The organism is Plantactinospora sp. B5E13 (assembly GCF_039871775.1).
Lineage (GTDB): Bacteria > Actinomycetota > Actinomycetes > Mycobacteriales > Micromonosporaceae > Plantactinospora.
This window is the reverse complement of sequence record NZ_JBDPLT010000009.1, coordinates 44,859-71,170: the sequence shown is the minus strand read 5'-3', so window position 1 is coordinate 71,170 and position 26,312 is coordinate 44,859. Positions and strand designations below refer to the sequence as shown.

Sequence of the window (26,312 nt, the reverse complement as noted above, 5' to 3'; positions counted from 1 at the left end):
GGGAGACAACGCGTGGACGGGGCGCTTCCCCGGGTGGTGGGAACGGCGGAGCTGACCGTTTTCACCGCCGCCCAGTTGCTGGACGTGACGTCAGCGATCATGGCGATCCTGGCGCTGCCGCGCTCGGTCAACAAACTCGACGCGGTGGTGGTGCCGACCGGGCAGGGCGAACAGTGGCGGTTGACCCATGCCATCGACCGCTGGGAGACCGACCCTGACCTCCGCTGCCTGCTGGTGGCGAACGGGAACCCGGCGGAGCGGACCTATCAGGAAATCACCATGTCCTACCTGGGCGGTCTCGGGCTGCGTCGGCTCGACGGGGTGCACGTCCAGGCCGAACCGGCACCGAACACCGGCCTGCAGGCCGAGTGGATCGCCGACCGGGCCAGGGCCCTGGGCATCACCAGCCTCGCGATCTCGGTGTCGGCGTACCACCTGCCCCGGGTCTACCTGACCGTCCTCAGCGCACTCGAGCGGCGTGACCTGCGCGTACGCCTGATCCCGGACCCGGTGCCGGTCCCAGCCGACGCGGCCGCACCGGAGACCGGGGCGACCGGCTACGCCCTGCTGCCCGGCGAAATCGAGCGCATCCTCACCTATGCCGGCAAGGGCTGGCTGGCCACGCCCGAGCAGTTGCGGCACTATCTGCGCTGGTGGTGGGCCGAATACAGCGGCCAGGCCGACCGGATCGCGACACTGACACCGGCGAATGGTGGCGAGGAAACCTTCCTGTCATCGTGACCGGATGCTGCTCTACAAGATCCTGCTGCCCGCCGAGTGGGACGAGTTCCAGTCCGCCGGGCTGTTCGGGGAGACGCTGCGGTGGGAGCCCGCACCCAACGGCGGCCCGTTCCCCCACGTCTACGCGTCACTGCCGCTGCGCGCGGTGGTCAGCGTCCACCAGGTCGCCGGTGCCGCGCAGGTGGACAGCGCCCTGCCGTCCGACTGACCGGACCGGCGGGCGGTGACGATCCGGTCAGGCTCAGTGGTCGGCGAGGTCGCGGACGAAGACCCGCCAGGCGTACGGCGTGAAGCGCAGCAGCCCACCGGCCCGGTCCTTGCTGTCCCGGACCAGCACCACCCCGGGCAGGTTGTCGGCGACCTCGACGCAGTCGTTGCCGCTGGATCCGCTGCGGCTCGACGTGCGCCACCGGGCTCCGGTCACGGTGTCCACGGTTTCATCACATCCTTGATCAGTTGGATCGACTGCCAGGTGGGCAGGGCGACGCTCCGGACACTCTCCCATCTAACCAGCAGGGTCTCCACCTCCACGGTCCGCTCCGCCACCGTGCCGCCGAGCTGGTTGTCCTGGAAGCCGACCCAGCCGCCCTCCTCCGACCAGGCGAGCACGAACGGGCCCTCCAGGCCGACGTGCAGGCCGACCTGGCGTGGGATCACGTGCACGTTCACGTTCGGCTGTCGGGCCCGGTCGATCAGGTGGGTGAGCTGCTCGACCATCATCGCGGCGTGCTCCTCGGTGAACCGGTGCAGCGCCGCCTCGTCGATCACGGCGGTGAACTGCGGCGGCTGCTCCCGGTCCAGGATCGCCTGCCGGGCCAGCCGGGCGGCGACCAGGGTCTCCACCTGCTCGTCGGTGAGCGTGACGTCGCCCCGGATCACCGCACGGGCGTACGCCTCGGTCTGCAACAGCCCGGGGATCAGGTTCGGCTGGAACGAGCGGAGTTGGGTCGCGGCGCGTTCCGCGTCCAACCAGGGCCGGAACCAGATCGGTTCGCCGTCCCGGGCGGCCAGCCGCAGCAGCGAGACGAAGAGGTCTCCGGTGCCGAGCACCATGTCGGCCCGGGTCAGATAGAGCTCCTCCAGTGGCCGGGTGCCCAACTCGACCGCCGACACCGTCGAGGGTGCGTAGTTGGCCCGCCGGCCGTACTCCTCCTGGGTCAGCCCGGCGGCGGTACGCATCCGGCGGAGCTGCTCACGGATCAGGTCTGACGTGGGTTTCGGGTCGGTCGCCACAGTTCCTCCACAGTCTTCCGATGGTCACCACCAGGAACACGCCGTGATCACGCCGCTGACACCGGTACGCCGTGAGCACGGTCGATGCCTTCCGACCGTAGGGCACCGGACAGCAGAGTGTCACCAAGCGGGACCGTTCGGATCCAGTACCGGCACGAGGACGGGCGGGACCGCGCGGGGGCCGTCGGAGACCCTTCCCCACACCCGAGGCGGCCCCCGCCCCCACCCACAGCAGTCGAACAGTCAGGAGGTCGGCCATGCCGGACAGCGCACCGGAGGAGCGGCACCGCGTCGACCCGGCCCGGGACCGGAGCCGACACCAGGGCCGGTGGGCGGACCAGGTGGGGCGGGCCGGTCGACGTACCCCGGAGGTGGTCGAGTCGGGCGGAGCCCGCCACCAGCCGCGCAGGCCGACCTGGTTGTGCCGGGTCTGCGGCACCGACTGGCCGTGCCTGACCGCGCGGACCCTGCTGCCGCTCGACTACGTCGCCGACCCGGTCGGACTGTCGGTACTGCTCGCCACCATGCTCCAGGAGGCAATGGCCGACCTGCGCGAACTCAACCCGGACCCCGGACCGGACCCGGCCGTGCTGCACGCCCGCTTCCTCGGCTGGGTCCGGCCCCGACCGCGCATCGCCCAGCATCGACGTGGCCTAGGCTGGGCGGCCGGAGAGAGGAGACCGGTGGAACGCAGCACAGTGGATCTATGGTTCGACCCGTCCTGCCCGTACACCTGGACCACCTCACGCTGGCTGCTGGAGGTGGCGAAGGTCCGACCGGTCGAACTGCGGTGGCACCTGATGAGCCTCTCCGTGCTCAACGAGGGCCGCGACGACGACCCGGAGGGTGACCCCGAGGGCTACCTCTGGGTGCCGGTACGGATCTGCGCGGCGGTCGCCGACCGGTACGGCCAGGAGGCGCTCGCCCGGTTCTACACCGCACTCTGGACCGTGGGTCGGGACGCCGGACAGGACTGGCTTGGCGACCTGCACGCCGCGCTGGCTTCCGCCGGCCTGCCGACCGACCTCGCCGACCTCGGCCAGACCACCGAGTACGACGACGCCGTCCGCGCCTCGCACGCCGAGGCGATCGCCCTGGTCGGCGAGCACGTCGGCACCCCGATCGTCGCCGCGACCGGCCCGGACGGGCGGCGGGTGGCGTTCTTTGGCCCGGTGATCTCCCGGATCCCGGTGGGGGAGGAGGCCGGCCGACTCTGGGACGGCACGCTGCTGGTGGCCGGGGTGCCCGGCTTTCACGAGCTGAAGGGCCCACCACACGCCCCGCCGCAGCTCGACCTGCCCGGCTGACTCAGTTACGTCCCGCCGGGTAGGCGCGGGTCTCGGTGGCCTTGACGGCGGCCCAGACCGGCTGCCCGGGACCGATCCGGAGCTGGGCGGCGGCGGCCGGGGTGATGTCCGCGGCCACCTCGACCGGACCGGTGAGCTGGACCCGCAGGTTGTCGCCCTGCCGTTGGATGCCGGAGATCGTCGCCGGCCAGGTGTTGCGCGGGCTGCCGTCCGGGCGGTCCGGGTGCAGCGCGACCGCCGACGGCGGGAACGCCACAAAAACCGCACCCTGCGGTGCCTCGGCGACGGTGAGCGCGAAGTCGTCGGTGATCCGGACCAGGGAGCCGTCGGCCCGGCCCCGATAGAGGTTGAGCCCGACCAGCCGGGCCACGTAGTCGGTACGCGGCTGGGCGGTGATGCTCGCCGCGTCACCCTCCTGCACCAGTCGACCGTCCTCGACGATGACCAGCCGGTCGGCCAGCACCAGCGCGTCCAACGGATCGTGGGTGACCAGCAGCGTCGCCCCCGGGTGGGCGGTCAGGTGCCGCTGGAGCTCGGCCCGGGTCTCCAGCCGGGTCCGGGCGTCGAGCGCGGCGAGCGGTTCGTCGAGCAGCAGCAGCGCTGGCTCGACCGCCAGCGCCCGGGCCAGCGCCACCCGCTGCGCCTGCCCACCGGAGAGCTGCCGGGGCTTGCGCCGGGCCTGGTCGGCCAGCCCCATCCGGTCCAGCCAGCCGGCGGCGAGTTCACGGGCCCGCCGCCGGTCGACGCCGTGCCGCCGGGGCCCGAACCCCACGTTGTCGAGTGCGGTGAGGTGTGGAAAGAGCAGGTAGTCCTGGAACACCACGCCGATCGGGCGACGTTCGGTCGGCGTCCAGTGTCGGGCGTCCGGCCGGTCGAGATCCTGGCCGGCGAGGGTGACGTGCCCGGCGTGCAACGGGGTGAGGCCGGCGAGGGTCCGCAGCGCGGTGCTCTTGCCCGCCCCGTTCGGCCCGAGCAGCGCCACCACCTCACCCGGGTTGATGGTCAACCGCAGGTCGAGCCGGAACGTTCCCCGGTCCACCACCAGGTGGGCGTCGAGCAGCGGCGTATCCGCCTCGGCCTCGGCGCGGCGTACCGTCAGCTCGGTGGTCACGGGCCGCTGACCCATCGGTCACGCAGGCTCGCCAGGATCACCACCGAGACGGTGAGCAGCACCAGACTGAGCACGATCGCCGCCTCCAGGTCGGTCTCCAGGGCCAGGTAGACGGCGAGCGGCATGGTCTGGGTGCGCCCCGGGAAATTGCCGGCGAAGGTGATGGTGGCGCCGAACTCGCCGAGCGCCCGGGCCCAGCAGAGCACCGTACCGGCGGCGATGCCCGGGGCGACCAGCGGCAGTGTGACGTGGGTGAAGGTGGTCCACCGGCTCGCGCCCAGCGTCGCCGCCGCCTCCTCGTACCGGACGTCGGCGCCGCGTAGCGCCCCCTCCACCGCGATGACCAGGAACGGCATCGCCACGAACGCCTCGGCGAGCACCACCCCGGCGGTGGTGAACGGCAGGGTCACCCCGAACGTCGAGTCGAGCCACGAGCCGACCAGCCCCCGACGGCCGAAGACCAGCAGCAGCGCCACACCACCGACCACCGGCGGCAGCACCAGCGGCACGGTGACCAGCGCGCGGACGATCCGGCGGCCGGGAAACTCGACCCGGGCCAGCAGCCAGGACAGCGGTACCCCGAGGACGAGGCAGAGCAGCGTGGCCAGGGTCGCGCTCTGCACCGACAGTCGCAGCGCGGTGAGCACGGCCGGTTCGGCGAGCCGCTGCGGCAGCGTGGTCCAGGGGGTCCGGAGCAGCAGCCCGGCGACCGGCAGGACGAGGAGGACCAGCCCGAGTACGGCCGGGACGAGCAGCGCGACCGGGATCCGGCCGGTACGGCGGCGGGGTCGCCGTGACCCGGCCGGCGCCGGCCGGGTCACCTCGACATCGGGTACGGCCACCGGCTACGGCACCTGGAACCCGGCGGCGGTGAGCACGCCACGACCGGAGTCGGAGAGCACGTGGTCGACAAACGCCCGGGCGGCCGCCCTGTTGGGGGCGTCCCTCAGTACGACGATCGGATAGTCGTTGACCGCGCCGGCCGACTCGGGAAACTCGACGCCGTCCACGTCGGTGGTGGCCGCCCGCGCGTCGGTGCGGTAGACCAGCGCGGCGTCGACCTCCCCGAGTCGCACCTTCGACAGGGCCGCCCTGACGTCCTGCTCCAGGGTCACCGGGGTCAGCTTCACCCCGGCGCTGTCGAGGGCCTTTTCCGCGGCCGCCCCGCACGGCACCTGCGTGGCGCAGAGCGCGACCTTCGTCTCCGGCTTCGTCAGGTCGGCAAGCCCGGTCACCCCGGCGGGGTTCCCCTTCGGTACGGCGATGACCAGTTGATTGCGGACGAAGGTGGTCGGCGTCCCGTCGCCGTGGCCGGCGTCGGTGACCGTCTGCATGGTGGCGGGGGCGGCGGAGGCGAAGACGTCGGCGGGTGCGCCCTGGTTGATCTGGGTGGCCAACGCGGAACTGCCGGCGAAGCTGAACGTCACCTCGACCCCGGGATTGGCCGCCTCGAAGTCCTTGCCGAGCTGGGTGAACGTCTCGGTCAGCGAGGCGGCGGCGAAGACGGTCAGCGGGCCGGTGACCGTCGCGCCGCCGCCACCCGGTGCGGGACCGCCGGTGCTGTCCCCGGTACCGCAGCCGACGAGGCCGGCGAAGACGGCCAGCGCGGTGAACACGGTCAGGGTGGTGCGTACCCGTCGTACCCTCACGAGCTGGTCCTCCCTCGGACAGCCACCGGTGCCGGGGGTTTCTCCACGACAACCGTGGTCGACTTGATCACCGCGACCGCCACCGAACCGACCTCCAGACCGAGGTCGTCGACGGCTTCTCGACTCATCAGCGACACCAGTCGGAACGGCCCGGCCTGGATGTCCACCTGTGCCATCACCGCGTCCTTGACCACGGCGGTGACGATGCCGCGCAGTCGGTTGCGTGCCGACGACTCGTCGGCGCGATTCTCCGGGTCGGCGGCCTGGGCCCGGGCGAACGCGGCCAGCGCGACGCCCTCGACGACCCGGTGGCCCTGCCCGTCCCGGACTGCCGTCAGACGCCCGGCGTCGACCCAGCGCCGCACGGTGTCGACGCTGACCCCGAGCAGTTCCGCCGCCTCACCCATCCGAAACATCGTCACGAGGGCACCATAGTCCGCCGCAACTGCAAGCGCTAATGGCTACTTCGGGCCGAAGGTTCGACCCGGGTTCCCATACTGGTGCCGCATCTGCATGATGAGCTGATGACTGTCGACGCCACCTCGTTTCCCGACCGGCCGGACCTGACCGACGCGCAGCGCCGGCGTTGGACGCAGGTCCTCGACCGGATCGTCGAGGTGTTGCCGGCGGGCGCGGTCGCGGTCGTGGTCGACAGCGGTGCGTCGCCGGTGGCCGACGACGGTCCGGCCCCGGCCGCCGCCAACGGCCCGTCTCCGGCGAGCCTCGTCGCCGACCGGCTGGCCGAGGTACTGCGGGCCGTCGGCCGGCCGTGTGTCCGGCTCACCGACGGGGCGCCGCTGGCCGACGAGGACCGGTGGCGGGCGGAGCGGACCGCGCATACGGTGGCGCTCGCCGACGGGCCGCGGTGGCGCCGGCACCCACCCGGCCGGCACTGGGACGTGGTCGTCCGGCTGCGTATTCCGGCCGACCGGGGCGGCGGTGACCGGGGCCGCGACGGGCGCGGCGCCGTCCCGCCTGCCAGCGCCGGGGACCGTAGCCGGGACGGCGACATCGTCGTCGACCTGCACGAGGCGAACTGGCCGGTGATCCGGCACATCGCCGACCGGCTCGCTCCCGGCGAATCCTGGCACCTGCGCGAGTCGCAGGCGTTCTTCGCCGTCCGGGCGCCACGCTGGGACAGCAGGTTCGGCGGCGACCTACCGGTCTACGCCCAGGCGGTCGCGGACACGGACCTGCCGACCGGCGGCACGGTGGTCGACGTCGGCTGCGGCACCGGCCGGGCACTGCCCGCCCTGCGGGACGCGGTCGGGCCGGACGGCACGGTCGTCGGCCTCGACGTCACCCCGGAGATGCTCGCGGTCGCCCGGGCGCCCGCCGCACGGGCGAACGCCACCCTGCTGCTGGCCGACGCCCGGCACCTGCCGTTCCCCGACGCCCGGGTCGACGCCGTCCTCGCCGCCGGCCTGCTCACCCACCTCCCGGACAGCGACGTCGGCCTCCGGGAACTCGCCCGGATCACCCGTCCCGGCGGCCGGCTGGTGCTGTTCCACCCCTCCGGACGGGCCGCGCTCGCCGCCCGGCACGGCCGCCGGCTGCGCCCCGACGAACCGCTCGCCGAGACACCGCTGCGCGAGGCGACCGCCCGGACCGGCTGGCGGCTCGACCGGTACGACGACGCGCCGCACCGCTTCCTCGCCATCGCGGTCCGGATGCCCGCCGTTGCCGGATGACCTCCGGCCAGCAGCGCGGATAACAGGGTCAGGGGCGTGTTTCCGACTCCTCGGTGCGCCGCGCGCGCATCCGGTGGTACGCCTCCAGCCCGTCCGGCACCCACGTCCACTCGGACAGCCGTTGTGTCAACTCCGCCTCGGTGAGGAAGGCGTGCCAGGCGACCTCCTCCGGCTGCGGATTCACCGGCCCGTCCCAGCGCACCTCGTAGACCGCCGACCACCAGGTGTGTTCCGGTGTCTCGTAGAGGAACCGGAACAGCGGCGTCGGGGCGGGCAGTCCGGAGACACCCAGTTCCTCCTCGGCCTCGCGCAGCGCCGCGTCGTCGTACGTCTCGCCGGCGCCGAGCACCCCGCCGACGAACATGTCGTACGCCGAGGGGAAGACCAGTTTCTGTGCGGTGCGCCGGTGCACCAGGATCCGGTCCTGTGCGTCCCGGACCAGGACAAACGCGGCCCGGTGCCGCAGCCGGCGGGCGTACACGTCGGCGCGCCGCGCCTGCCCGACCACCCGGTCCTGCTCGTCGACGATGTCCAGGATCTCGTCCGCGGAACGCGGGGTCTGCTCGGTCACCAGCTCATCAAAGCAGAGCGACGGACCGGCCCGGTCGTGGCCGGCCCGGCGGACGCTCGCCACCGGCGCACAGTCACGGCAGGATCGGCCCTTGCGGCTCAGGTAGCTTGAGGATGCAGAGTGTCGACATGCGTCGAGACGGGCTCTACCCCATCGGGGACGTGGCGCGCCGGACCGGGTTGACGGTCAGCGCCATCCGCTTCTATTCCGACGAGGGCATCGTGCGACCGGCGGGTGCGACCGACGCCGGCCACCGACTGTACGACCTGCGGGGCATCGCCCGGTTGGAACTCATCCGTACGCTCCGGGACCTCGGCACCGGGTTGGACGACATCCGTCGGCTGCTCGAGGGTGAGATGACCCTGCCGGATCTCCTCGCCGAGCACCTGGCGGCCGTCGAGCGTCAGGAGCGCGAACTGCGGGCCCGGCGGGCCGTGCTCAGAGCCCTGAACCGGCAGGACGGTCCCGCCGCCCGGGCCGCCCTGATGCACCGACTCGTCGCGATGGCCGACGGCGAGCGGGAGCGGCTCGTCGACGAGTTCTGGACCGACGTCGGTGCCGACCTGCCCGACGACTTCGTCGAGCGGCTCCGGACCATGCGGCCGCGGCTGCCGGACGATCCCACCACCGCCCAGTTGGAGGCGTGGATCGAGTTGGCCGACCTGCTGCGGGACCCGGAGTTCCGCGACGCCGTCCGCTCGTACCTCCGCGACACGTACGCCGGTGACCCGGGGCAGCGGCTGACCGTCGCGCCGGTGCAGGACTTCATTCACGGGACCGGGTCGCGGATCATGGAGGAGATCGTCGCGGCGCACCGGTGCGGGCTGCCGCCGGAGACGCCACATGCCCAACAACTCGCCGCCCGCCTCGCGGCCGGAGCCGCCGAGGCCGCCGGCGTACCGGCCAGCGCGGCACTCCGGGACCGGCTGGCCGCCGGTTACCTCGTCATCGGCGAGGGGTACGAGGAGGTGGGGGCCGATCCGCGATACGAGGCGACGCACGGCCGGTACCTGTCTCTGGTCGCGGTGATCAACGGGTCGCCGCCGGAGTCCCGGGTCTGTTTCGACGTCGACCTCGGCGAACTGGGCGGCTGGCTCGCGGCGGCGCTCCGTGCGTCGGCCACGGCGACGCCGTAGGACGGCCGGACGGTGCGGCCCAGGTCCGCCGTTCCCGGGTTCCCGGCGCGCTGACCCGCCGGCCGGACCACGGCCCGTGCGGTGGCCGGTTCACAGCGGCCGTGACCAGACCTGTTCGACCACCTCGAAGCCGAAGCTGTCGTGCCGGTTCTGCTCACGCAGTTCGAAGCCGGCCTTCTCGTAGATCCGTCGGGCGTCGGTCAGCACGTCGTTGGTCCAGAGCATGATCTCGCGGTAGCCGGCCCGCCGGGCGAACCGCAGGCACTCGTCGACCAGTCGGCCGCCGATGCCCAGGCCGCGGGCGCCCGGCTCCACCAGCAGCAGCCGGAGCTGCGCCACCTCCTCGTCCCGGCGTACGCAGAAGATGCTGCCCACCGGCTGGCCGTCGACCTCGGCGATCCAGGCGTTCTCCCGGCGGCTGTCGGGTCCGTCGAGGTAGTCGGCGACGATCCGGGCCACGAACGCCTCGAACCGCAGGTCGTAGCCGTACTCCGCGGCGTACCGTACGCCGTGCCGGTGGACGACCCAGCCGGCGTCACCCGGTCGGAGCTCGCGGAGCAGGTAGCCGCGCGGCGGTGGCGGCGGGCCGAGTACCGTCCGGATGGTCCGCATCGCCTCGACCAGTCGCCGGACGTCCTCGTCGGACAGCCCGGAGAGCAGCGAGCCGACCTGCTCGTCGGACCGCTCGTTGAGCATCGTGTACACCGCGCGGCCGGCCTCGGTCAGTTCGACCACCTGACGCCGGCCGTCGGTCACCGACGGAGTCCGGGTGACCAGGCCGTCGGCGGTGAACCGGGCGAGGATGCGGCTGAGGTAGCCGGGGTCGAGGGCGAGGTCACGGCGGAGGTCCGGCACCTCGGTCGGACCCCGGCCGGCCAGTTCGACGATCACCCTGGCTTCGGTCAGCGAGTACGACGTGCGCAGTAGTCCCTCGTCGAGGAGCCCGACGACCCGGGTGTAGAAGCGGTTGAAGTCTCGGACGGCACCGACGGGAGTGGACGTGTTCATGTGACCACCTCAACTGAATCATTGACTCAGTCAAAGATGTCTGTGGGTGGCCGGGATTGTCAAGGTCTGGTCGTGGCGCGCGCTGACCCGCCGGCGCCGCTGCCGAAACTCCGGCGGTCACCGCTCGGCTTCGGTGACCGCCGGAAGTCGCGCACACCGCCTCGGAAGCGGGTCGCGCACACCGCTTCGGAAGCAGGTCGCGTACGCCGCCCCGGGGGGCGGGTTGCTCACACCGTCGGGATCAGGGGGTGTTGACGCCGATGGTGTAGGTGCCGCTGCCCCGGTTGGCCACGGCCGTGACCCGGTAGGCGCTGAGGCCCGGTCCGGCGTACGTGAGGGTCTTGTCGGCCCCCGGCGTCGGGCTGGTGACGACCTCCGGGCCGTTCTCGATGAACCGCCACAGGATCAGGTCGACCTCGGCGCCGTCCGGGCCGTCCAGACACACCTCCACCGGGCCGGGCCCGAAGGCGAAGAAGTACGACCACGGGATGGCGGGGTGGCCTTCGAACAGGTGCCCGGTGTGGGTGAGCTCGTAGCCTGCGCAGCCGGGCGTGGCTGCGGCGGCCGGTGACCCGACGGACGTCAGACCGGCGGCCAGTACGGCGACGCCGGCGGTGGCGAGCAGTCGATGACGCCTCAACATATTTCCACCTTTCGATAGTTGAGCGTTCATCTTCTACTACGTGCGGAACGGCGGCAACCGTCGCGCCGGTCTTCACCGCTGGCGCCAGTCGGCGACCATCGGGTGGTCCTCGCCGTACGTGCGGGTGTGGTCGCGGCATTCCTGCCGGGCGTCGACCATCGCCTGCCGAAGGTGCGCGGCGGTGGCACCGAGCTGCGGGACCCGGTCGATGACGTCGATGACGAGGTGGAAACGGTCGAGGTCGTTGAGCATGACCATGTCGAAGGGCGTGGTGGTGGTGCCCTCCTCCTTGTAGCCCCGGACGTGCAGGTTGGGGTGGTTGGTGCGACGGTAGGTGAGCCGGTGGATGAGCCACGGGTAGCCGTGGTACGCGAAGATGATCGGCTTGTCGGTGGTGAAGATCGTGTTGAACTCGGAGTCGGGCAGCCCGTGCGGATGCTCGGCCTCCGGTTGCAGGCGCATCAGGTCGACCACGTTGACCACCCGGACCCGGAGCTCGGGCAGGTGGTGACGGAGCAGTTCGGCGGCGGCGAGCGTCTCCAGGGTGGGTACGTCACCCGCGCAGGCGAGGACAACGTCCGGTTCGCTGCCGGTGTCGGTGCTGGCCCAGTCCCAGATGCCCAGTCCCCGGCGGCAGTGCATGACCGCGTCCGCCATGCTCAGCCAGGTCGGCGCGCCCTGTTTGCCGGCGATGACCACGTTGATGTAGTGCCGGCTGCGCAGGCAGTGGTCCATCGTGCAGAGCAGCGTGTTGGCGTCCGGCGGCAGATAGACCCGGACGACCTCGGCCTTCTTGTTGACGACGTGGTCGATGAAACCGGGGTCCTGGTGCGAGAAGCCGTTGTGGTCCTGCCGCCAGACGTGGCTGGAGAGCAGGTAGTTCAGCGAGGCGATCGGGCGGCGCCAGGGGATGTCCCGGGTCACCTTCAGCCACTTCGCGTGCTGGTTCAGCATCGAGTCGACGATGTGGATGAAGGCCTCGTAGCTGGTGAAGATGCCGTGCCGGCCGGTCAGCAGGTAACCCTCCAGCCAGCCCTGGCACAGGTGCTCGGAGAGCACCTCCATGACCCGGCCCTGCGGCGCCAGGTGTTCGTCACCGGGCTCGATGGCCCCGAGAAAGACCCGGTCGGTCACCTCGAACGCGGCGGACAGCCCGTTCGACTCGACCTCGTCCGGGCCGAGCAGCCGGAACCGGTCCGGGTTCGCCCGGATCACGTCCCGCACCCAGGGGCCGAGCACCCCGGTCGCGCCGATTACCGGTTCACCGCGCTCGCCGACCGGTACGCCGTACGTCCGGTAGTCGGGGAGTACCAGGTCGCGGAGGAGTTCACCACCGTTGGTGTGCGGGTTGGCGCCCATCCGCCGGTGGCCGCGGGGGACCAGGTCGGCGAGCGCCGGCACCGGGGCGCCGGTCGGGTCGAAGAGTTCCTCCGGCCGGTACGACCGCAGCCAGCGTTCCAGCTCGGCCCGGTGCTGCGGATTCTCCCGCACCTCGGGCAGCGGCACCTGGTGGGAGCGGAAGGTCCCCTCGACCGGTACGCCGTCGACCTCGGCCGGGCCGGTCCAGCCCTTCGGCGTACGGAGCACGATCATCGGCCAGCGGGGGCGTTCCACCCGGCCACCCCGGCGGGCCTGACGTTGGATCTCGGCGATCTCGTCGAGTGCGCGGTCGAGGGTGCCGGCGAGGGCCTGGTGCACCTCCCTCGGCTGGTCACCGGCGACGACGTACGGCTGGTAGCCGTAGCCGTGCAGGATCGACAGCAGGTCGGTCTCGGGGATCCGGGCGTACACCGTCGGGTTTGCGATCTTGAAGCCGTTGAGGTGCAGGATCGGCAGCACCGCGCCGTCGCGGGCGGGGTTGAGGAAGACGTTGGAGAGCCAGCTGCCGGCCAGCGGCCCGGTCTCCGCCTCCCCGTCCCCGACCACACAGGCGACCACCAGGTCGGGGTTGTCGTACGCGGCGCCGTACGCGTGCATCAGCGCGTAGCCGAGCTCGCCGCCCTCGTGGATCGAACCCGGTACGTCCGCCGCCACGTGGCTCGGCACCCCACCCGGGAAGGAGAACTGCCGGAACAGCTCGGCCATCCCGGGCTCGTCCCGGCCCACCGACGGGTACCGCTCGGTGAAGGTCCCCTCCAGCCAGGTGTTCGCGATGATCGCCGGAGCGCCGTGGCCCGGCCCGGTCACCAGCATCATGTCCAGGTCGCGTGCCACGATGGCCCGGTTCAGGTGTACGTACACCAGGTTCAACCCCGGGTCGGTGCCCCAGTGGCCGAGCAGCCGGGGCTTGACGTGTTCCGGCGCCAGCGGCTCGCGCAGCAGCGGGTTCGCCAGCAGGTAGATCTGCCCGACGCTGAGATAGTTGGCCGCCCGCCAGTACGCGTCGATCCGGTCCAGCTCCCCGTCGCTGAGCCGGACCCGTGGGTCCGTCGACGTCTTCACCATCTGCGCCTCCTGACCCTGCGGGGCCGCCTCGTTGCCTGGATGTGTCCGCCCACCGCGGAACGTGCCCCGTCCACGCCCGGTTCACTCCTGGATGTACAGGCCGTGCGAGCTGCGTACGACGATCACCGGTGCCGGGGAGTGGTAGAGCATCGCCTGACTGACCGCGCCGAGCATGCCCCGCCACGGCTCGTCGCCCCGGGCGCTGACCACCACGATCTCGGCCCGGCGTGCCTCCTTCAGCAGAGCCGACTCCGGAGCACCGGTCCGTACCTCCTGCCGGACCGCGACCGACGGGTACTTGCGCTGCCACGGCGCCACCGACTCGGCCAACTGCTCGGCCGCCTCCGGTGGCACCGCACCGGTCCGGACGTCCGGATCCCAGACCTGCACCACCACCAGTTCGGTGGACCGGCGGGTCGCCGTGTCGAAGGCGAAGTCCAGGGCACACAGTGAGCTGGCGGAGCCGTCGACGCCGACCATCACCGGGCCGGGGGCCGGCAGTTCCTCCCGGACGACCAGCACACTGCATCCGGCCCGGGCGGCGAGCTGCACGGCGGTCGCGTCGGAGTCGGCCGGTACGTCCGGGTTCAGGGTCAGCCCGCCGTCGCCGATGACCAGCAGCGCGGCCGAACCGGACTCGCGGAGCAGGGTGGTGAGCACGGGCCCCTCGATCAGCGCCGTGCTGACCGGTACCTCCGGCCGGGTCCGGGTGGCGACGACGATCGCGTGGTCGAGCAGCTCCTCGGCCGGGCGTCGGGGTTCGGCCGGCATCGGCTCGGCGGGGTCGGCGACCCAGTTGAACGCGTGCACGATCCGCAGCGGCCGGGAGTGCCGGGCGGCCTCCTGGGTGGCGAGCCGGACCGCGGACAGGCTCAGCGGCGAGCCGTCGACCCCGACCACGACGAAGGGCGTCTCGGTCGGATCCTGCACGGCGTCCACCGGATCAGCCCGCCGGTCAGCGGTGTCGTGCCGGGGCGGGGTAACCAGTCACAGGCCGAGGATATCGAGGCGGCTTGCCGGATGTGCCCGGTTTTGGTGGGTGGGCTACCGGGCCCGGTGGGGTACCGGCTCAGCCGGACCGGACCCGCAGCACCGCGACGGTGGCGTTGTCCCGACCACCGGCGGCGAGGGTGTCGGCGAGGATGCCCCGGACCGACTCGCCCGGGCTGCCCGCGGTGCCGAGCCGGTTGGCCAGCCGCTGGTAGTCGAGCTGTTCGGCGACCCCGTCGGTGCAGACGCAGTAGATGTCGCCGGGGCGCAGCGAGACGTGCAGCAGGTCCGGTTCCGGGGCGCTCGGATGGCCGACGTACCGGGTGAGCTGGTAGCGGGCCGCGGCGGCCTCCGCCGAGTCGGCCGGGTACCAGCCGTAGACGGCGCCGAGCCAGGCCGCGGTGTGGTCGACGGTGAGCAGTTCGAGCAGCCCGTCCCGGAGTCGGTAGGCGCGTGAGTCGCCGAGCTGCACGATCCAGGCGTACGCCTCGACCGGCCCGCCCCACTCGCCGTACGTCTCCGGCGCCGCGATCAACCCGGTGAAGGTGCACCCGGTCAACTCGCCCAGTTCGCGGCCGGCGGCCCGGACCCGGGTCTGTGCTTCGGCGACCGCGGCGCGCAGTTCGGCGGGGCCGACGTCGGGGCCTGCCGCCCGTACCGCCGCCACGATCGTCTCCATCGTGGTGTCGCCGGCGACGGTGCTGCCCCGGCCGTCCCCCATCCCGTCGGCCACCGCCACGAACGGCAGTTTCGGGTCGACGTGCAGGACGTCGAAGTTCGCCCGGTAGCGGTGACCGACCCGGGTGCCGGCGGCGACCTCGAGTCGGTGTCCGGCGTGCGGGAAGACGCGGGTGACGTCGCCCTCGACGGGCATCCGATCCGGACCCGGGACAGGGCTTCGGTGCATGGCCGGGAGGTTAGCAAAGTTCGTCGACGGCCTGAGTGGTATGGCCGAAATGTCCGTTAGCCCAACGTGGCCCAGCACGGGGGACCGGGCTGCGAGGATGGGGCGGTGAACCTGCCCGAGGCGCTGCGACAGCACCGTCTGTTGGCGGTCGTCCGGGCCGACGACCCGGACGCGGCGCTGGAGTGCGTCCTGGTCCTCGCCGAGGCCGGAATCCGCCTGGTCGAGGTCTCGATGACCTCGAAGGACGCCGCCGGAGTACTGGTCAGAGCCCGGGCGGCGCTCGGTCCGGACGCCCCGCTCGGTGCCGGCACGGTGCTCACCGAGGCCGACGTGGTGCAGGCGGAGCAGGCCGGCGCGTCGTTCGTGGTCACCCCGGGGGTCGTGCCGGCGGTCGCCGAGTGTGTCCGGCTCGGGCTTCCCGCCCTGGTCGGCGCGCTGACCCCGACCGAGGTGGTCGCGGCCAGCCTGGCCGGGGCGACCGCGGTGAAACTCTTCCCGGCCTCGCTGGGCGGTCCGGCGTACCTGTCGGCGCTGCGGGAGCCCTTCCCGGAGGTGCCGTTCGTACCGTTCGGCGGGGTCGACACCGGCTCCGCACCCGGCTACCTGGCCGCCGGCGCGCTCGCCGTGGGGGTCGGCACCCCGCTGCTCGGCGACGCGCCGCGCGGCGGTGACCTGGCCGGCCTGCGGCTGCGCGCGACCGCCTTCCTGGCCGCGGTCGCCTGACCTCCCGGTCTGCCCCTGCCGACCCCGGGCCGGGCGCGCGACCGGCTCCGGCCGAGGGCTCAGCCGGTCGCGGTACGGCCCGGGGCGGCGCGGACGCCCCGGGGCGGACCGCCCACCATCCGCAGCGCCCCCGTCACGATCCGGGACACCGTCAGTTTCGACCGGTACTGGGAACGGTTCGGCGCGCGGCCGACCTGTGGACGCCGACGGCTCGGGTCCGGCGGTCACGGCGATGCTCGACCAGCTCGCCTGGTGGGGCGGCGTACTGGCCGAGGCGCGACAGCGCAGCCCGTACCAGGACGCCGGCTGAGCGCCGGTCGTCACCTGAGCCGTCTGGCCCGCGACTCCAGGTAGCGCTGCTCGGCGAGGCTGGCGGTGGCCTTCGCGGCGCGCCGGTAGTCCTGGTGGGCCCCGACCGTGTCGCCGATCTTCTCCCGCAGATGCGCCCGCACGGAGAGCAGCCGGTGGAACCCGGCCATCCGCTCGTCGGCGTCCAGCGTGGAGAGCAGGGCCAGCCCGGCCGTCGGACCATCGGTCTCGGCGAGGGCGATCGCCCGGTTCAGGGTGACCACCGGGTTGGGCGCGATCCGTTCCAGGATCAGATAGAGGGCGTGTATCTGCGGCCAGTTGGTCTGCTCGGCCGTGGCCGCGTCGGCGTGCGTGGCGGCGATGGCGGCCTGCAACTGGTACGGCCCCAGCGCCGGGCCGGCCAGCGACGCCTTGACCAGCTCGGTGCCCTCGTCGATCATCTCCCGGTCCCAGGTCGTGCGGTCCTGCTCGTCCAGCGGCACCAGGTCGCCGGCCAACGTCGTCCGTGCCCTCCGGCGGGCGTGGGTGAGCAGCATCAGCGCGAGCAGCCCGGTCACCTCGCCGTCCTCGGGCAGCTGTGAGTGCACCATCCTGGTCAACCGGATGGCCTCCCGGGCCAGGTCGGGACGGTGCAACCGGCCGCCCGAGGACGCGGTGTAGCCCTCGTTGAAGATCAGGTAGAGCACCTGCAGGACTACCCGTAGCCGCTCCTCGCGTTCGGCGCCCTCCGGCAGGCGGAAGGAACTGCCGGCGGACCTGATCCGCTGTTTGGCCCGGCTGATCCGGGCCGCCATGGTCGCCTCCGGCACCAGGAACGCGCGGGCGATCTCGGCGGTGGTCAGACCGCCGACCGCGCGCAGCGTCAGCGCGGTCTGGGAGGCGGCGGTCAGCGTCGGATGACAACAGAGGAAGAGCAGGACAAGCGAGTCGTCGGTATCCGGTACGTCCTCGGGCGTCACCTCGTGGGCCGTTGCCGCCTCCCGTTCCCGGCGTGCGTGGTCACTGCGCATCTCGTCGATGAGCCGCCGGGACGCCACGGTCACCAGCCAGCCGCGCGGGTTGTCCGGCACGCCCTCGGCCGGCCACCGCACCGTGGCGGCGAGGACAGCCTCCTGCACGGCGTCCTCACACCCCTCGAACTGACCGTACCGCCGGACCAGTACGCCGAGGACCTGCGGCGTGAGCTCGCGTAACAGGTCCTCGACCCCTGGTGCCGTCATGCCTCCAACTGTCCGTCGGCGAACATCACCTGCCGCACCTCGACCCCCAGACCCTCGATCGTGGTGTCCGGAATCTGCGCCGCCAGCTCGATCGCCCGCTCCCGGCTCTCGCAGTCGACCAGGTAGAAACCGCCCAGGAACTCCTTGAACTCCAGGAACGGTCCGTCGGTCACCACCGGCTGGCCGTTGCGGACCGACACCACGGCGGCCTGCGACGGGTCGACCAGTGCCTGGGTGGTGATCAACTCGCCGGACGCCTTCAGTGCCTCGAGGAACCTGCCGTGGCCGGCGCCGATCGCCGCCTTCTCCTCTTCGGTCAGCGCGTCCAGCACCGCCGGGTTGATGTACATGCTGATCAGGAACTGCATCCTGGGCTCCTCGTCGTCAGCGGCCCCACCGGGCCGTTCCACCCGTTGGTCGGAGCCGCCGCCGCAGTCTTGACATCCCGTCCTCGACATCTTCCGTCCGAACTCTGGCACAGGTTCCGGCTGCTTTTCTCCGTACCGGTGTCAAGAAGCTCTCGACCGCTCCGACCAGCAACGGAACCTCGAGAGAACAGGAATTTGGGATATGCGGGTCAACCGGGCATGGCTGGGACTGGTCGTCCTCCTGATGCCGACACTGCTCGTCGCGATGGACATGACAGCGCTGCTCCTCGCGCTCCCACAGCTGAGCGCCGACCTCGGTGCCAGCAGCGTCCAGCAGCTGTGGATCAGTGACGGTTACGGATTCATGGTGGCCGGGCTGGTCATCACCATGGGTACGCTCGGTGACCGGATCGGTCGCCGACGGCTACTGATGATCGGCGGAGCGGCGTTCCTCGTCCTGTCGGTCGCCGCCGCCTTCGCGGTCAGCCCGCTGATGCTGATCATCACGCGGTTGCTGTTGGGGGTCGCCGGTGCCACCCTGGCGCCGTCCACGCTCGCCCTGATCACCAACATGTTTCCGGACGGACGGCAGCGCGGGCGGGCTGTCGCGATCTGGGCGACCTGCCAGTTCACCGGCGGTGCGCTCGGACCCGTTTTCTCCGGGCTGCTGCTCGCGCACTTCTGGTGGGGGTCGGTGTTCCTGGTGGCCGTACCGGCGATGGCGCTGCTGCTACTCGCCGGACCGGTCCTGCTACCCGAATTCCGCAGCGACCGGGCCGGTCGACTGGACCTGGCCAGCGTCGGGCTGTCCCTCGTGGCGGTGCTTCTGATCGTCTACGGCATCAAGCAGCTGGTGGTCGAGAAGGCGTCGACCGGCCCGGCCGTGGCCCTGGTCGTCGGCGCGGTCGTCGGGCTGCTGTTCGTACGTCGGCAGTTGCGGCTGACGACACCGCTGCTGGACCTGCGGCTGCTCCGCAACCGCCCGTTCGCCGCGGTCCTCGTCGCGTTGCTCCTCGCCGGCATCGCGATGGCGGGCACCGGTCTGATCGTGACCCAGTATCTGCAGGGCGTACTCGGCTTCTCGCCGTTCGCGGCCGCGGTGCTGTTCGCGCCGATGGGCCTGGCATCGGCGGCCGGTACCCTGGCCGCGCCGGTGCTGACCAGGTGGACGAGTCAGCCGGCCGCGATCGCCGGTGGCCTGACCGGATCGGCCTTGGGCGGTCTGCTGCTGGTCGGGGTCGACGGTGCGGGAGCTCTGCCGATGGTGATGATCGGCATCACAGTCCTGGCGCTGGGCACCGGCCCGCTGTTCGCGCTCGGCACCGGACTGGTCGTCGGATCCGTACCGCCGGAGCGGGCCGGCTCGGCGGCCTCGATGTCGGAGACCGGCAACTACCTCGGTGGCTCGCTCGGCTTCGCGTTGATCGGTGTGCTGGCCGCGGCCGTCTACCGGAGCCGGATGGGTGGCGCGTCCGGGTCACTCGCCGACGCGGTCGAGGTGGGTCGGCAGCTTCCCGCCGGCCAGGGCGCGGCGCTGCTGCACGGCGCGCGGGAGGCGTTCACCACCAGCCTGCACGTCACCGGCGTTGTCGTCGCGGTCGTCTTCGCCGGGGCGGCCGTCCTGATCCTGGCCATGCGCCCGCCGACCCGCACCACCCCGGCCGCACGCCATCCCGGGCCCAGGGCGGCCGACCGACAGACGGCGCGGTGAGCGGGCACCGGGCACCCTGTGCGCGCCGAGGACGACCGTGGGCGGTCGACGGACGCGTCCGGTCGGCTTCCCGCCGGTCGGCTCCTCGTCGGTGGCGGATGCCGATCCCCAGGTGGCCCCGGTGGGCCGAGGGAACTCATCTCGCGGTGTGACTCCGCTTGACCTTGACACGGTGGCAAGGTTTTCACTGCATCAAGGAGGTGATCCCGATGATCATGTCGAAAGACCAGGTGGACGCGAGGCGGGCTCTCCAGGGCCTGGAGGCGGGCAACCCGTCGGTACGGCTGCGAGCCGCACTGGCGCTCGGCACGACCCCCGCCCCGGAGTTCGTCGACACGCTCGTCGAACGATGCGCGGTCGAACCCGAGTTCCACGTACGCGAAATCCTCACCTGGGCGCTCACCCGCCACCCGGCCGCACTGACGGTCCCGAAGCTCGTCGGGGAGCTCCGCTCCGGGAGTGCGCTGGCACGGAGCCAGGCGTTGCACACACTGTCCAAGATCGGAGATCGGCAGGCCTGGCCGGCGATCACCCGGGAGTTGCTGACCGATCCCGACGACGAGGTGGCGCGCAGCGCCTGGCGCGCCGCGGTGGTACTCGTGCCCGAAGCGGAGAAACCCGACCTGGTCGGGGTGTTGGTGACACAGCTCGGGCGCGGCGAGCGTGAGACGCGGTTGAGCCTCAGCCGGGCGCTGATCGCGCTCGGTGAAGTGATCATGCCGGCCCTGACCACCGCGACGACAGACCCCGACCCTCGGGTCCGGGAGCATGCGATCGTCACGGACCGGCTGTGGCACGACCCGGAGGCCGGATTCGAGTTCGCGGTCGAGGAGGCGAAACGCGTCGTGGCCCTCGGCCCGGCCAACCGGGAGGTGGGATGAGCGGTGTTGATCGGTGACGTGGCCCGGCGGTCCGGAGTCAGCGCCCGCATGCTCAGGCACTACGAGTCGCTCGGCCTGCTGCGGCCGACGGGCCGTACCGGCACCGGCTATCGGGAGTACTCCAGCGAGGACGTCCGGCGGATCTTCCATATCGAGAGCCTCCGGTCGTTGGGGCTCTCGCTGCGTGACGTCGGACGCGCGCTCGACGATCCCGGCTTCACCCCCGCCGGACTCGTCGACGACCTCATCCGGCGGACCCGGGAACGCATCGCGAAGGAGACGGAGTTGCTCACCCGACTCCGCCGGATCGGCGCCGCGGAACCCGCCGACTGGGAGGACGTCCTCCACGTCGTCGCCCTCCTCCAGGCACTGGGGTCGGAGAGCGCCGGGAAACGCCAGCGTGCGGCCCTGTCCTCGACCGAAGAGGTGCCGGTGCCGGTGGAGGCACTGGTCGAGGCGGTGCTGAGCGAGACGGATCCGAACGTCGCCGGAGCCCTTCGGTGGGCGTTGACGCGCTCGGGCGACGCCGGACTGGCGCCGCTGGCGGAGGGCCTCGGCTCGTCGGTGCCCGAGGTGCGGCAACGGGCCGTCCAGGCGATCGCCGAGATGCCGGGTGCGGCCGCGACCGCACTGCTGCAGGACGCCCTCGCGAACTCCGACACCGTGGTCCGCCGGCACGCGGCGCTGGCGCTCGGGGCACGAGGCGGAGCCGACGCGGTTCCGACGCTCGTCGACATGATCGTCGAGGAGGTGAACGACGTCGACGCGGCCGACACGCTGGGCGCGTTGGCGAGTGATCCGGAGTTGGCGGAGCAGATCGCGGCGAGGATCGTCGAGTGCCTCGCCGACGACGGCGCCGGTCAGGCGTCCGCACGCCGACGGCGGCTCACCCAGGCGCTCGCGGAGATCCCGGGAGACATGGCCGCCCGTGCCCTCGTGGCGCTGTCGCTGGACCGGGACCGCGGCGTCGCGCTCACCGCGACGTACATTCTCCAGCTACGCGACGCACGGTAACGGTCACCGCCGGGCGGTGAGCGACTGTTGCCGTGGCCTCGGCGGCACCCCTACCTGCCCGCCGCGAACGGCGCCGGCCTGTATCGATCCGCGCGGTCCAACCCGCGGCCGAGGACGTGACGGCGGTCAACGGGCCGCACGGGCTTGAGCGCTGTGGGTGCTCCGCGAAGGTGATCCGGGGCCGCGCCCACCTCGGCGGTGCCCCGGACCGACGGCGGTGTCACGGGTGAGCACGCCACGTGCAGGTACGCGTCCCCGCCTTCGGGTAGAGACCGGCGAGAAAGACCGCGTGGAAGTCGACGGGTTGGCCTCGGCACAGGTATCCCCGGTCGAGGGCCCGCCCCTCCTCCAACTCGGCGATCGCGGCGTCCAGCTCGCCCTGGCGTACCCGAAGCCGGGCCCGGCCCTGGAAGTACGCGGCGACCGCGAGGGAGTCGAAGCCGGCCCGCTCCGCGTCGACGCGCATCCGCTCCAGCAGTTCGTCGTGCTCCGTGACTCGGCGGGTGGTATCCCTCGGCCAAAACGCCGCCTCGCGACGGTGCCCCGGTCGCGGCCGCTCAGTCGACGCAGAACTCGTTGCCCTCGACGTCCTGCATCACCAGGCACGACTCGTTGTACTCGTCGGCGCGCAGCAGGTACAGGCGTGTCGCGCCGAGCGCGACCAGTCGGGCGCATTCGGCCTCGAGCGCGGCGACGCGCTCCTCACCCACGAGCCCGGTGCCGACCCGCACGTCGAGGTGCACCCGGTTCTTGGCGACCTTGCCTTCGGGTACGCGCTGGAAGTACAGCCGCGGGCCGGCACCCGTGGGATCCATGCAGGCGAACCCTGCACCCTGCCGCTCGGGCGGCAGCGTGCGCTCGTAATCGTCCCAGGCGGCGAATCCCTCCGGTGGCGACGGTACGACGTACCCCAACACCTCGCACCAGAAGCGCGCGACGCGCTCGGGTTCCGCGCAGTCGAAGGTGACCTGGACCTGCCTGACCGATGCCATCGGCCGATCATAGAGGCAAGATCTTCGTCGTTGCCATGAGCTGCAAGGGGTTGTTGCCACCGTACCGGATAGGGCGAAAGCGGTGCGGCTGTGGGTTCTCGGCAAAGGTGATCCGGGGCGGCCAACCGACCGGCAGCGGATCAGATCCGGTGAGAAGCCCCAGGCCGTCGTCTTCCCACCTATGAGGTCGTTCTGACCCTTCGGCCGCGGATTGCTTCTCGTGAACTTACCCCTGCGGCTCCGGCAGTTGCGGGTGATAGGGCGCGGCTATGTGTGGGGCGGGGTGGCTGTGTTCTCGGCGGGTGCCTGGTCGAACTCGTCGCGGTTGCGGAGGATGTCGCTCTGGTGACTACGGACCCAGTACACGAGTCCGTCCACGGCATCGCTCAGTGAGCGGCCGAGCGGCGTCAGGGCATATTCAACCCTCGGGGGTACTTCCGGGTATGCGGTCCTGGTTACCAGCCCGTCCCGGGTGAGGGCGCGCAACGTCTGGCTGAGCATCCGCTGGGAGATGCCGGCGACCTGCTCGTGCAGCGCGGTAAAGCGCAGCGGGCCGGACGCCAGGACCGTGATGGTCAGCAGCGTCCACTTGTCGCCCACCCGCGCCAGCACGTCGCGGACGAGCTCGATCGTCTGGACGCAGTCCGGCGCGACCCCGCGCTGCGCGAGTTCGGTGCCACGGAAGCTTGTCACGGCTCTCTGTTCCTCATGCGTCAGTAGCTGACTTCAAAGTGCGTATGGGAGAGCCGGACTAAAACCGGCGGGCGCACGTTTCTTACTGATCGTAACTGACGTGCGGCCACCCCTTCGTGGCCGTGACAGCGGGAGGACGGCATGGTCCGGCACGACACCTTCACGATCTCGCGGCACCTCGACGTGCCGCCCGGCGAGGTCTTCACCGCGTTCGCCGACACCGCGATCAGGCGGCGGTGGTTCCGGCTTCCCGGCAGCGAAGCTTCCTACGCGCACGACTTCCGGGTGAGCGGAGGCGAGACGGCGCGCAGCACCTACACCGGGCTGGACACCGCGCCCGAACGGCTGGAGTACCGGTCGCGGTACATCGACATCACGGGCACCCGCCGGATCGTCTACGGCTACGAGGCCGTCGTCGACGGCGAACTGCGATGGACCTCGCTGGTCACCGTTCGGCTCGACGCCGAAACGGACGGAACCCGCCTGGAATGGACCGAACAGGTGACGTTTCTCCGGTACGAGGGCGACGGCAGTGTGGACCTGGCGCACCTGCGCGGCGCAAGCGTGCTGCGGCTGAACGGCCTCGACGCGGCGCTGCAATCCGGACGTCGGCGTCTGCAACGGCAGTGAAAGTCGTGTCGGATGGAGCCGATTAATTTGCGCAGCAGGACGTTTCCGACCATCAGTAACCATCGGATCAGCAGGAACGGACCAGGCATGACGAACATCGGGATCATCCTCGGCAGTACCCGCCCCGGCCGGGTCGGTCACCAGGTGGCCGAGTGGGTAGCCGAGCAGGGCGGCCAGCACGACGGCATCGACGTCGAGGTGGTGGACATCGAGGACTACGGTCTGCCGGTCTTCGACGAACCACAGTCACCGCTACTCGGCTCCTACGCCCACGCCCACACAAGGAAGTGGAGCAACAAGATCGCCGAGTTCGACGGATACGTCTTCGTCACCCCGGAGTACAACCGATCGATCCCTGCGGCGTTGAAGAACGCCATCGACTACCTCTACGGCGAGTGGAACAACAAGGCGGCGGCCTTCGTCTCCTACGGCAGCAACGTCGGCGGCGCCCGCGCGGTGGAACACCTGCGCCTCATCACGGCAGGTCTCCAGCTAGCCGGCGTACGCACTCAGGTCAGCCTGTCACTCGCCACCGACTTCGCGGCGTTCACCACGTTCACCCCCGGCGACCGCCACAACACCATGCTCCGCCAACTCTTCGCCGAGGTGACCGCCTGGGCCGAGGCGCTCGCACCACTGCGCCGACCCTGACCACACTCAGACCGCTCGCGATGACAGTCAGGCCACCGCCCAGGCGATGGCCTGACCCGTCGCGACGGCGTCCGCAAACGGATCCAGATGCTTGATAGGCCGAGAGAATCACGACGCCCTGATCTGCCGCGGTGAGCGCGCACCCAGCCTGCGTGGCCTTCATTACTCAGTGTTACGTCCGTGGTGGCTCAACCCGGGCCTGACCTACCCATCAGTTCTGGAGATGGCGTACCGATCTCGGGACTTCAGCCTGTACCCCGACAAGCGACGACCCGGACGGCGGCACGCAGCCGGGTTCGGATCAAGTTCCGTGAGAACGGATCAGGTAGGGATCAGATCCAGTGAGAATGGATCACCCTCGGTGAGAACCCACAGCGGCTGTGGGTTCTCACCGAGGGTGATCCGGGGTGGCCAGCCGACCAGCAGCGGATCAACTTCGGTGAGAAGCACCAGAGTGTCTTCTTCTCACCGAACCTGAACTCTTGTTGCCGGAGGAGACCAAGCCGGCCCACCAGGACGCCGCGACGCGCCCGACCGGGCACGCAGCATCAGCCCGGATCGGTCCTCAGTCCGCCGTGGCGAGCGAGGGTTCGGAGAGCGCTCGTTTCAGGAGCACATCAACTGGGCGGCGGCGGTGACGCTCGGCGGACGTGGCCGCACCCAACTTGTGGCGACCGCGTCCCGGACCGGCCGGGTCACGCTGTGGCGGTCTGGAACAGTGCAACTGTCGACCTGAGGTGGGCAGCCAGCTCCGCCGGGCCGTTGACCTCGAACGGCAGCCCGATCGATGCCAGCCGGAGCGCATGCCATTCGCCGGTGTCCGGCGGCGCGAGCCACCGGCAGGTACCGTCCGGCTGGTCGGTCAGGGTACCGGGTGGCGGCCCGCCGAGGCGGTCCACCACGTGGGCAGCGGGTGCGTGGATCACCACGTCGGCCGGGTAGGTCGGGGCCATCTGCATTGCCCGGCTGGCGACGAAGGCGGCGACGTCCCCGCCGGGTACCTCCCTCGAAACCGCCCGAGCACCGGTCGCGGCGACCTGCGTAACCCGGTCCAGCCGAAAGGTCCGCCAATCGGCGCGATCGAGGTCAAAAGCGAGCAGGTACCAGCGTCTCCCGGCCGCCACCAGGGCGCGCGGCTCGACGTGCCGGCCCTCGTCGCGGTAACGGAACCGCAGCCTCTCGTGGTTGGCGATCGCCGCGGCGGTGACGATCAGCGCGTCGGGGTTCACCGGATCCGTGGCCAGGGAGAACGGGTGGGTCACGGTGGAGGAGGTCAGTGTGTCGACTCGGTGGCGCAGCCGGGCCGGCAGAACCTGGAGCAGCTTGCCCAGCGCCCGTACCGCCGCTTCGTCTGCCCCGGCCACCGCCTGCGTCGCCGCCGTGCGCAGCCCGATGGCCACGGCGACCGCCTCGTCGTCTTCCAGTAGCAGCGGCGGCATCGCCGCGCCGGCTGTCAGCCGGTACCCGCCCAGCCCGCCCTGCTCGGCGTGCACCGGGTAGCCCAGCTCACGCAGCCGGTCGATGTCGCGCCGCACGGTCCGGCCGGAGACCCCGAGCCGCTGCGCCAGCTCGCTTCCCGGCCACAGCCGAGGGGTCTGCAACAGCGACAGCAGGGACAGCAATCGGGCGCGCGCGTCGGGCATGCTGCCATTGTGCCGCGCAACTAGGACCGGAACTGACCTATATGA

General features: G+C 71.5%; 29 protein-coding genes. 11 read left to right on the top strand and 18 right to left on the bottom strand.

What is annotated here, in order from left to right; all coding sequences use genetic code 11:
• Positions 1 to 12: 12 nt before the first annotated feature.
• Complete coding sequence (locus tag ABGB05_RS11030; RefSeq protein WP_347653140.1) at positions 13 to 741, top strand: hypothetical protein; 729 nt, start codon at positions 13 to 15, stop codon at positions 739 to 741.
• A 4-nt stretch (positions 742 to 745) separates the two neighbouring features.
• On the top strand, positions 746 to 949 hold the full coding sequence (locus ABGB05_RS11025) for a DUF952 domain-containing protein (RefSeq protein ID WP_347653139.1): 204 nt from the start codon (positions 746 to 748) through the stop codon (positions 947 to 949).
• 33 nt (positions 950 to 982) lie between these two features.
• Here ABGB05_RS11025 and ABGB05_RS11020 read toward each other — a convergent pair whose 3' ends face one another.
• Both ABGB05_RS11020 and ABGB05_RS11015 read right to left on the bottom strand, forming a co-directional pair.
• Positions 983 to 1,165, bottom strand: a complete 183-nt coding sequence (locus ABGB05_RS11020) for a DUF397 domain-containing protein (RefSeq protein ID WP_347653246.1) — start codon at positions 1,163 to 1,165, stop codon at positions 983 to 985.
• Positions 1,162 to 1,974 carry a helix-turn-helix transcriptional regulator gene (locus ABGB05_RS11015; RefSeq protein ID WP_347653138.1) on the bottom strand — a complete coding sequence of 271 codons (813 nt, stop codon included), beginning with the start codon at positions 1,972 to 1,974 and terminating at the stop codon, positions 1,162 to 1,164. Before ABGB05_RS11015 ends, ABGB05_RS11020 begins: the two co-directional genes overlap by 4 nt.
• A gap of 683 nt (positions 1,975 to 2,657) precedes the next feature.
• Between ABGB05_RS11015 and ABGB05_RS11010 the strand changes: the two genes are divergently transcribed.
• Positions 2,658 to 3,281 carry a disulfide bond formation protein DsbA gene (locus ABGB05_RS11010; protein WP_347653245.1) on the top strand — a complete coding sequence of 208 codons (624 nt, stop codon included), beginning with the start codon at positions 2,658 to 2,660 and terminating at the stop codon, positions 3,279 to 3,281.
• A gap of 1 nt (position 3,282) precedes the next feature.
• On the opposite strand, the gene ABGB05_RS11005 is transcribed toward ABGB05_RS11010, so the two are convergent.
• From ABGB05_RS11005 to ABGB05_RS10990, 4 genes are read right to left on the bottom strand one after another with little or no spacing between them, the layout of a single operon-like run.
• Entirely contained in the window at positions 3,283 to 4,392 is a 1,110-nt protein-coding gene (locus ABGB05_RS11005; RefSeq protein WP_347653137.1) for an ABC transporter ATP-binding protein, read from the bottom strand.
• Positions 4,389 to 5,234: a molybdate ABC transporter permease subunit gene (modB, locus tag ABGB05_RS11000; RefSeq protein WP_347653136.1), complete on the bottom strand. Its 846-nt coding sequence runs from the start codon at positions 5,232 to 5,234 to the stop codon at positions 4,389 to 4,391. Before modB ends, ABGB05_RS11005 begins: the two co-directional genes overlap by 4 nt.
• Positions 5,235 to 5,237: 3 nt before the next feature.
• Entirely contained in the window at positions 5,238 to 6,014 is a 777-nt protein-coding gene (gene modA / locus ABGB05_RS10995; protein ID WP_347653244.1) for a molybdate ABC transporter substrate-binding protein, read from the bottom strand.
• 23 nt (positions 6,015 to 6,037) lie between these two features.
• A complete protein-coding gene (locus ABGB05_RS10990) occupies positions 6,038 to 6,463 on the bottom strand; it encodes a TOBE domain-containing protein (protein ID WP_347653135.1) in 426 nt (141 codons plus the stop codon).
• A 102-nt stretch (positions 6,464 to 6,565) separates the two neighbouring features.
• Here ABGB05_RS10990 and ABGB05_RS10985 point away from each other — a divergent pair, with 102 nt between their 5' ends.
• Positions 6,566 to 7,732 (top strand): methyltransferase domain-containing protein, encoded by a 1,167-nt coding sequence (locus ABGB05_RS10985; RefSeq protein ID WP_347653134.1) that lies wholly within the window; start codon positions 6,566 to 6,568, stop codon positions 7,730 to 7,732.
• 28 nt (positions 7,733 to 7,760) lie between these two features.
• On the opposite strand, the gene ABGB05_RS10980 is transcribed toward ABGB05_RS10985, so the two are convergent.
• Positions 7,761 to 8,366 (bottom strand): NUDIX domain-containing protein, encoded by a 606-nt coding sequence (locus ABGB05_RS10980; RefSeq protein WP_347653133.1) that lies wholly within the window; start codon positions 8,364 to 8,366, stop codon positions 7,761 to 7,763.
• Between the two features lie 65 nt (positions 8,367 to 8,431).
• Between ABGB05_RS10980 and ABGB05_RS10975 the strand changes: the two genes are divergently transcribed.
• Positions 8,432 to 9,439, top strand: a complete 1,008-nt coding sequence (locus ABGB05_RS10975; RefSeq protein ID WP_347653132.1) for a MerR family transcriptional regulator — start codon at positions 8,432 to 8,434, stop codon at positions 9,437 to 9,439.
• 90 nt (positions 9,440 to 9,529) lie between these two features.
• On the opposite strand, the gene ABGB05_RS10970 is transcribed toward ABGB05_RS10975, so the two are convergent.
• The 5 genes from ABGB05_RS10970 to ABGB05_RS10950 form a co-directional block, all read right to left on the bottom strand.
• A complete protein-coding gene (locus ABGB05_RS10970; protein WP_347653131.1) occupies positions 9,530 to 10,447 on the bottom strand; it encodes a helix-turn-helix domain-containing GNAT family N-acetyltransferase in 918 nt (305 codons plus the stop codon).
• A gap of 241 nt (positions 10,448 to 10,688) precedes the next feature.
• On the bottom strand, positions 10,689 to 11,090 hold the full coding sequence (locus tag ABGB05_RS10965; protein WP_347653130.1) for a hypothetical protein: 402 nt from the start codon (positions 11,088 to 11,090) through the stop codon (positions 10,689 to 10,691).
• A gap of 72 nt (positions 11,091 to 11,162) precedes the next feature.
• The gene (locus tag ABGB05_RS10960; protein WP_347653129.1) at positions 11,163 to 13,535 is read right to left on the bottom strand and encodes a phosphoketolase family protein; all 2,373 of its coding nucleotides are present in this window, start codon (positions 13,533 to 13,535) and stop codon (positions 11,163 to 11,165) included.
• 81 nt (positions 13,536 to 13,616) lie between these two features.
• Entirely contained in the window at positions 13,617 to 14,465 is an 849-nt protein-coding gene (locus ABGB05_RS10955; protein ID WP_347653128.1) for a universal stress protein, read from the bottom strand.
• A 139-nt stretch (positions 14,466 to 14,604) separates the two neighbouring features.
• The gene (locus ABGB05_RS10950) at positions 14,605 to 15,432 is read right to left on the bottom strand and encodes a protein phosphatase 2C domain-containing protein (RefSeq protein WP_347653127.1); all 828 of its coding nucleotides are present in this window, start codon (positions 15,430 to 15,432) and stop codon (positions 14,605 to 14,607) included.
• Positions 15,433 to 15,537: 105 nt separating this feature from the next.
• On the opposite strand from ABGB05_RS10950, the gene ABGB05_RS10945 reads away from it, so the two are divergent.
• Positions 15,538 to 16,155: a bifunctional 4-hydroxy-2-oxoglutarate aldolase/2-dehydro-3-deoxy-phosphogluconate aldolase gene (locus tag ABGB05_RS10945; RefSeq protein ID WP_347653126.1), complete on the top strand. Its 618-nt coding sequence runs from the start codon at positions 15,538 to 15,540 to the stop codon at positions 16,153 to 16,155.
• A 320-nt stretch (positions 16,156 to 16,475) separates the two neighbouring features.
• On the opposite strand, the gene ABGB05_RS10940 is transcribed toward ABGB05_RS10945, so the two are convergent.
• Both ABGB05_RS10940 and ABGB05_RS10935 read right to left on the bottom strand, forming a co-directional pair.
• Positions 16,476 to 17,684: a DUF6596 domain-containing protein gene (locus ABGB05_RS10940; RefSeq protein WP_347653125.1), complete on the bottom strand. Its 1,209-nt coding sequence runs from the start codon at positions 17,682 to 17,684 to the stop codon at positions 16,476 to 16,478.
• Positions 17,681 to 18,052, bottom strand: coding sequence for a YciI family protein (locus tag ABGB05_RS10935; RefSeq protein WP_347653124.1), 372 nt, complete (start codon positions 18,050 to 18,052; stop codon positions 17,681 to 17,683). Before ABGB05_RS10935 ends, ABGB05_RS10940 begins: the two co-directional genes overlap by 4 nt.
• A 202-nt stretch (positions 18,053 to 18,254) precedes the next feature.
• On the opposite strand from ABGB05_RS10935, the gene ABGB05_RS10930 reads away from it, so the two are divergent.
• The 3 genes from ABGB05_RS10930 to ABGB05_RS10920 all read left to right on the top strand — a co-directional run bounded on the left by ABGB05_RS10930 (position 18,255) and on the right by ABGB05_RS10920 (position 21,658).
• The gene (locus tag ABGB05_RS10930; protein ID WP_347653123.1) at positions 18,255 to 19,763 is read left to right on the top strand and encodes an MFS transporter; all 1,509 of its coding nucleotides are present in this window, start codon (positions 18,255 to 18,257) and stop codon (positions 19,761 to 19,763) included.
• A 209-nt stretch (positions 19,764 to 19,972) separates the two neighbouring features.
• The gene (locus ABGB05_RS10925; RefSeq protein WP_347653122.1) at positions 19,973 to 20,644 is read left to right on the top strand and encodes a HEAT repeat domain-containing protein; all 672 of its coding nucleotides are present in this window, start codon (positions 19,973 to 19,975) and stop codon (positions 20,642 to 20,644) included.
• Between the two features lie 3 nt (positions 20,645 to 20,647).
• Positions 20,648 to 21,658, top strand: coding sequence for a MerR family transcriptional regulator (locus tag ABGB05_RS10920; protein WP_347653121.1), 1,011 nt, complete (start codon positions 20,648 to 20,650; stop codon positions 21,656 to 21,658).
• Between the two features lie 220 nt (positions 21,659 to 21,878).
• Here ABGB05_RS10920 and ABGB05_RS10915 read toward each other — a convergent pair whose 3' ends face one another.
• The 3 genes from ABGB05_RS10915 to ABGB05_RS10905 all read right to left on the bottom strand — a co-directional run bounded on the left by ABGB05_RS10915 (position 21,879) and on the right by ABGB05_RS10905 (position 23,343).
• Positions 21,879 to 22,124 (bottom strand): hypothetical protein, encoded by a 246-nt coding sequence (locus tag ABGB05_RS10915; protein WP_347653120.1) that lies wholly within the window; start codon positions 22,122 to 22,124, stop codon positions 21,879 to 21,881.
• Positions 22,125 to 22,215: 91 nt separating this feature from the next.
• The gene (locus tag ABGB05_RS10910; protein WP_347653119.1) at positions 22,216 to 22,650 is read right to left on the bottom strand and encodes a VOC family protein; all 435 of its coding nucleotides are present in this window, start codon (positions 22,648 to 22,650) and stop codon (positions 22,216 to 22,218) included.
• A 267-nt stretch (positions 22,651 to 22,917) separates the two neighbouring features.
• Positions 22,918 to 23,343 carry a helix-turn-helix domain-containing protein gene (locus tag ABGB05_RS10905; RefSeq protein WP_347653118.1) on the bottom strand — a complete coding sequence of 142 codons (426 nt, stop codon included), beginning with the start codon at positions 23,341 to 23,343 and terminating at the stop codon, positions 22,918 to 22,920.
• A 141-nt stretch (positions 23,344 to 23,484) separates the two neighbouring features.
• Here ABGB05_RS10905 and ABGB05_RS10900 point away from each other — a divergent pair, with 141 nt between their 5' ends.
• Positions 23,485 to 23,973 (top strand): SRPBCC domain-containing protein, encoded by a 489-nt coding sequence (locus ABGB05_RS10900; RefSeq protein WP_347653117.1) that lies wholly within the window; start codon positions 23,485 to 23,487, stop codon positions 23,971 to 23,973.
• Between the two features lie 87 nt (positions 23,974 to 24,060).
• Positions 24,061 to 24,624, top strand: a complete 564-nt coding sequence (locus ABGB05_RS10895; RefSeq protein ID WP_347653116.1) for an NAD(P)H-dependent oxidoreductase — start codon at positions 24,061 to 24,063, stop codon at positions 24,622 to 24,624.
• Positions 24,625 to 25,319: 695 nt separating this feature from the next.
• Here the strand turns inward: ABGB05_RS10895 and ABGB05_RS10890 are convergent.
• A complete protein-coding gene (locus ABGB05_RS10890) occupies positions 25,320 to 26,267 on the bottom strand; it encodes a YafY family protein (protein WP_347653115.1) in 948 nt (315 codons plus the stop codon).
• Positions 26,268 to 26,312 lie beyond the last annotated feature (45 nt).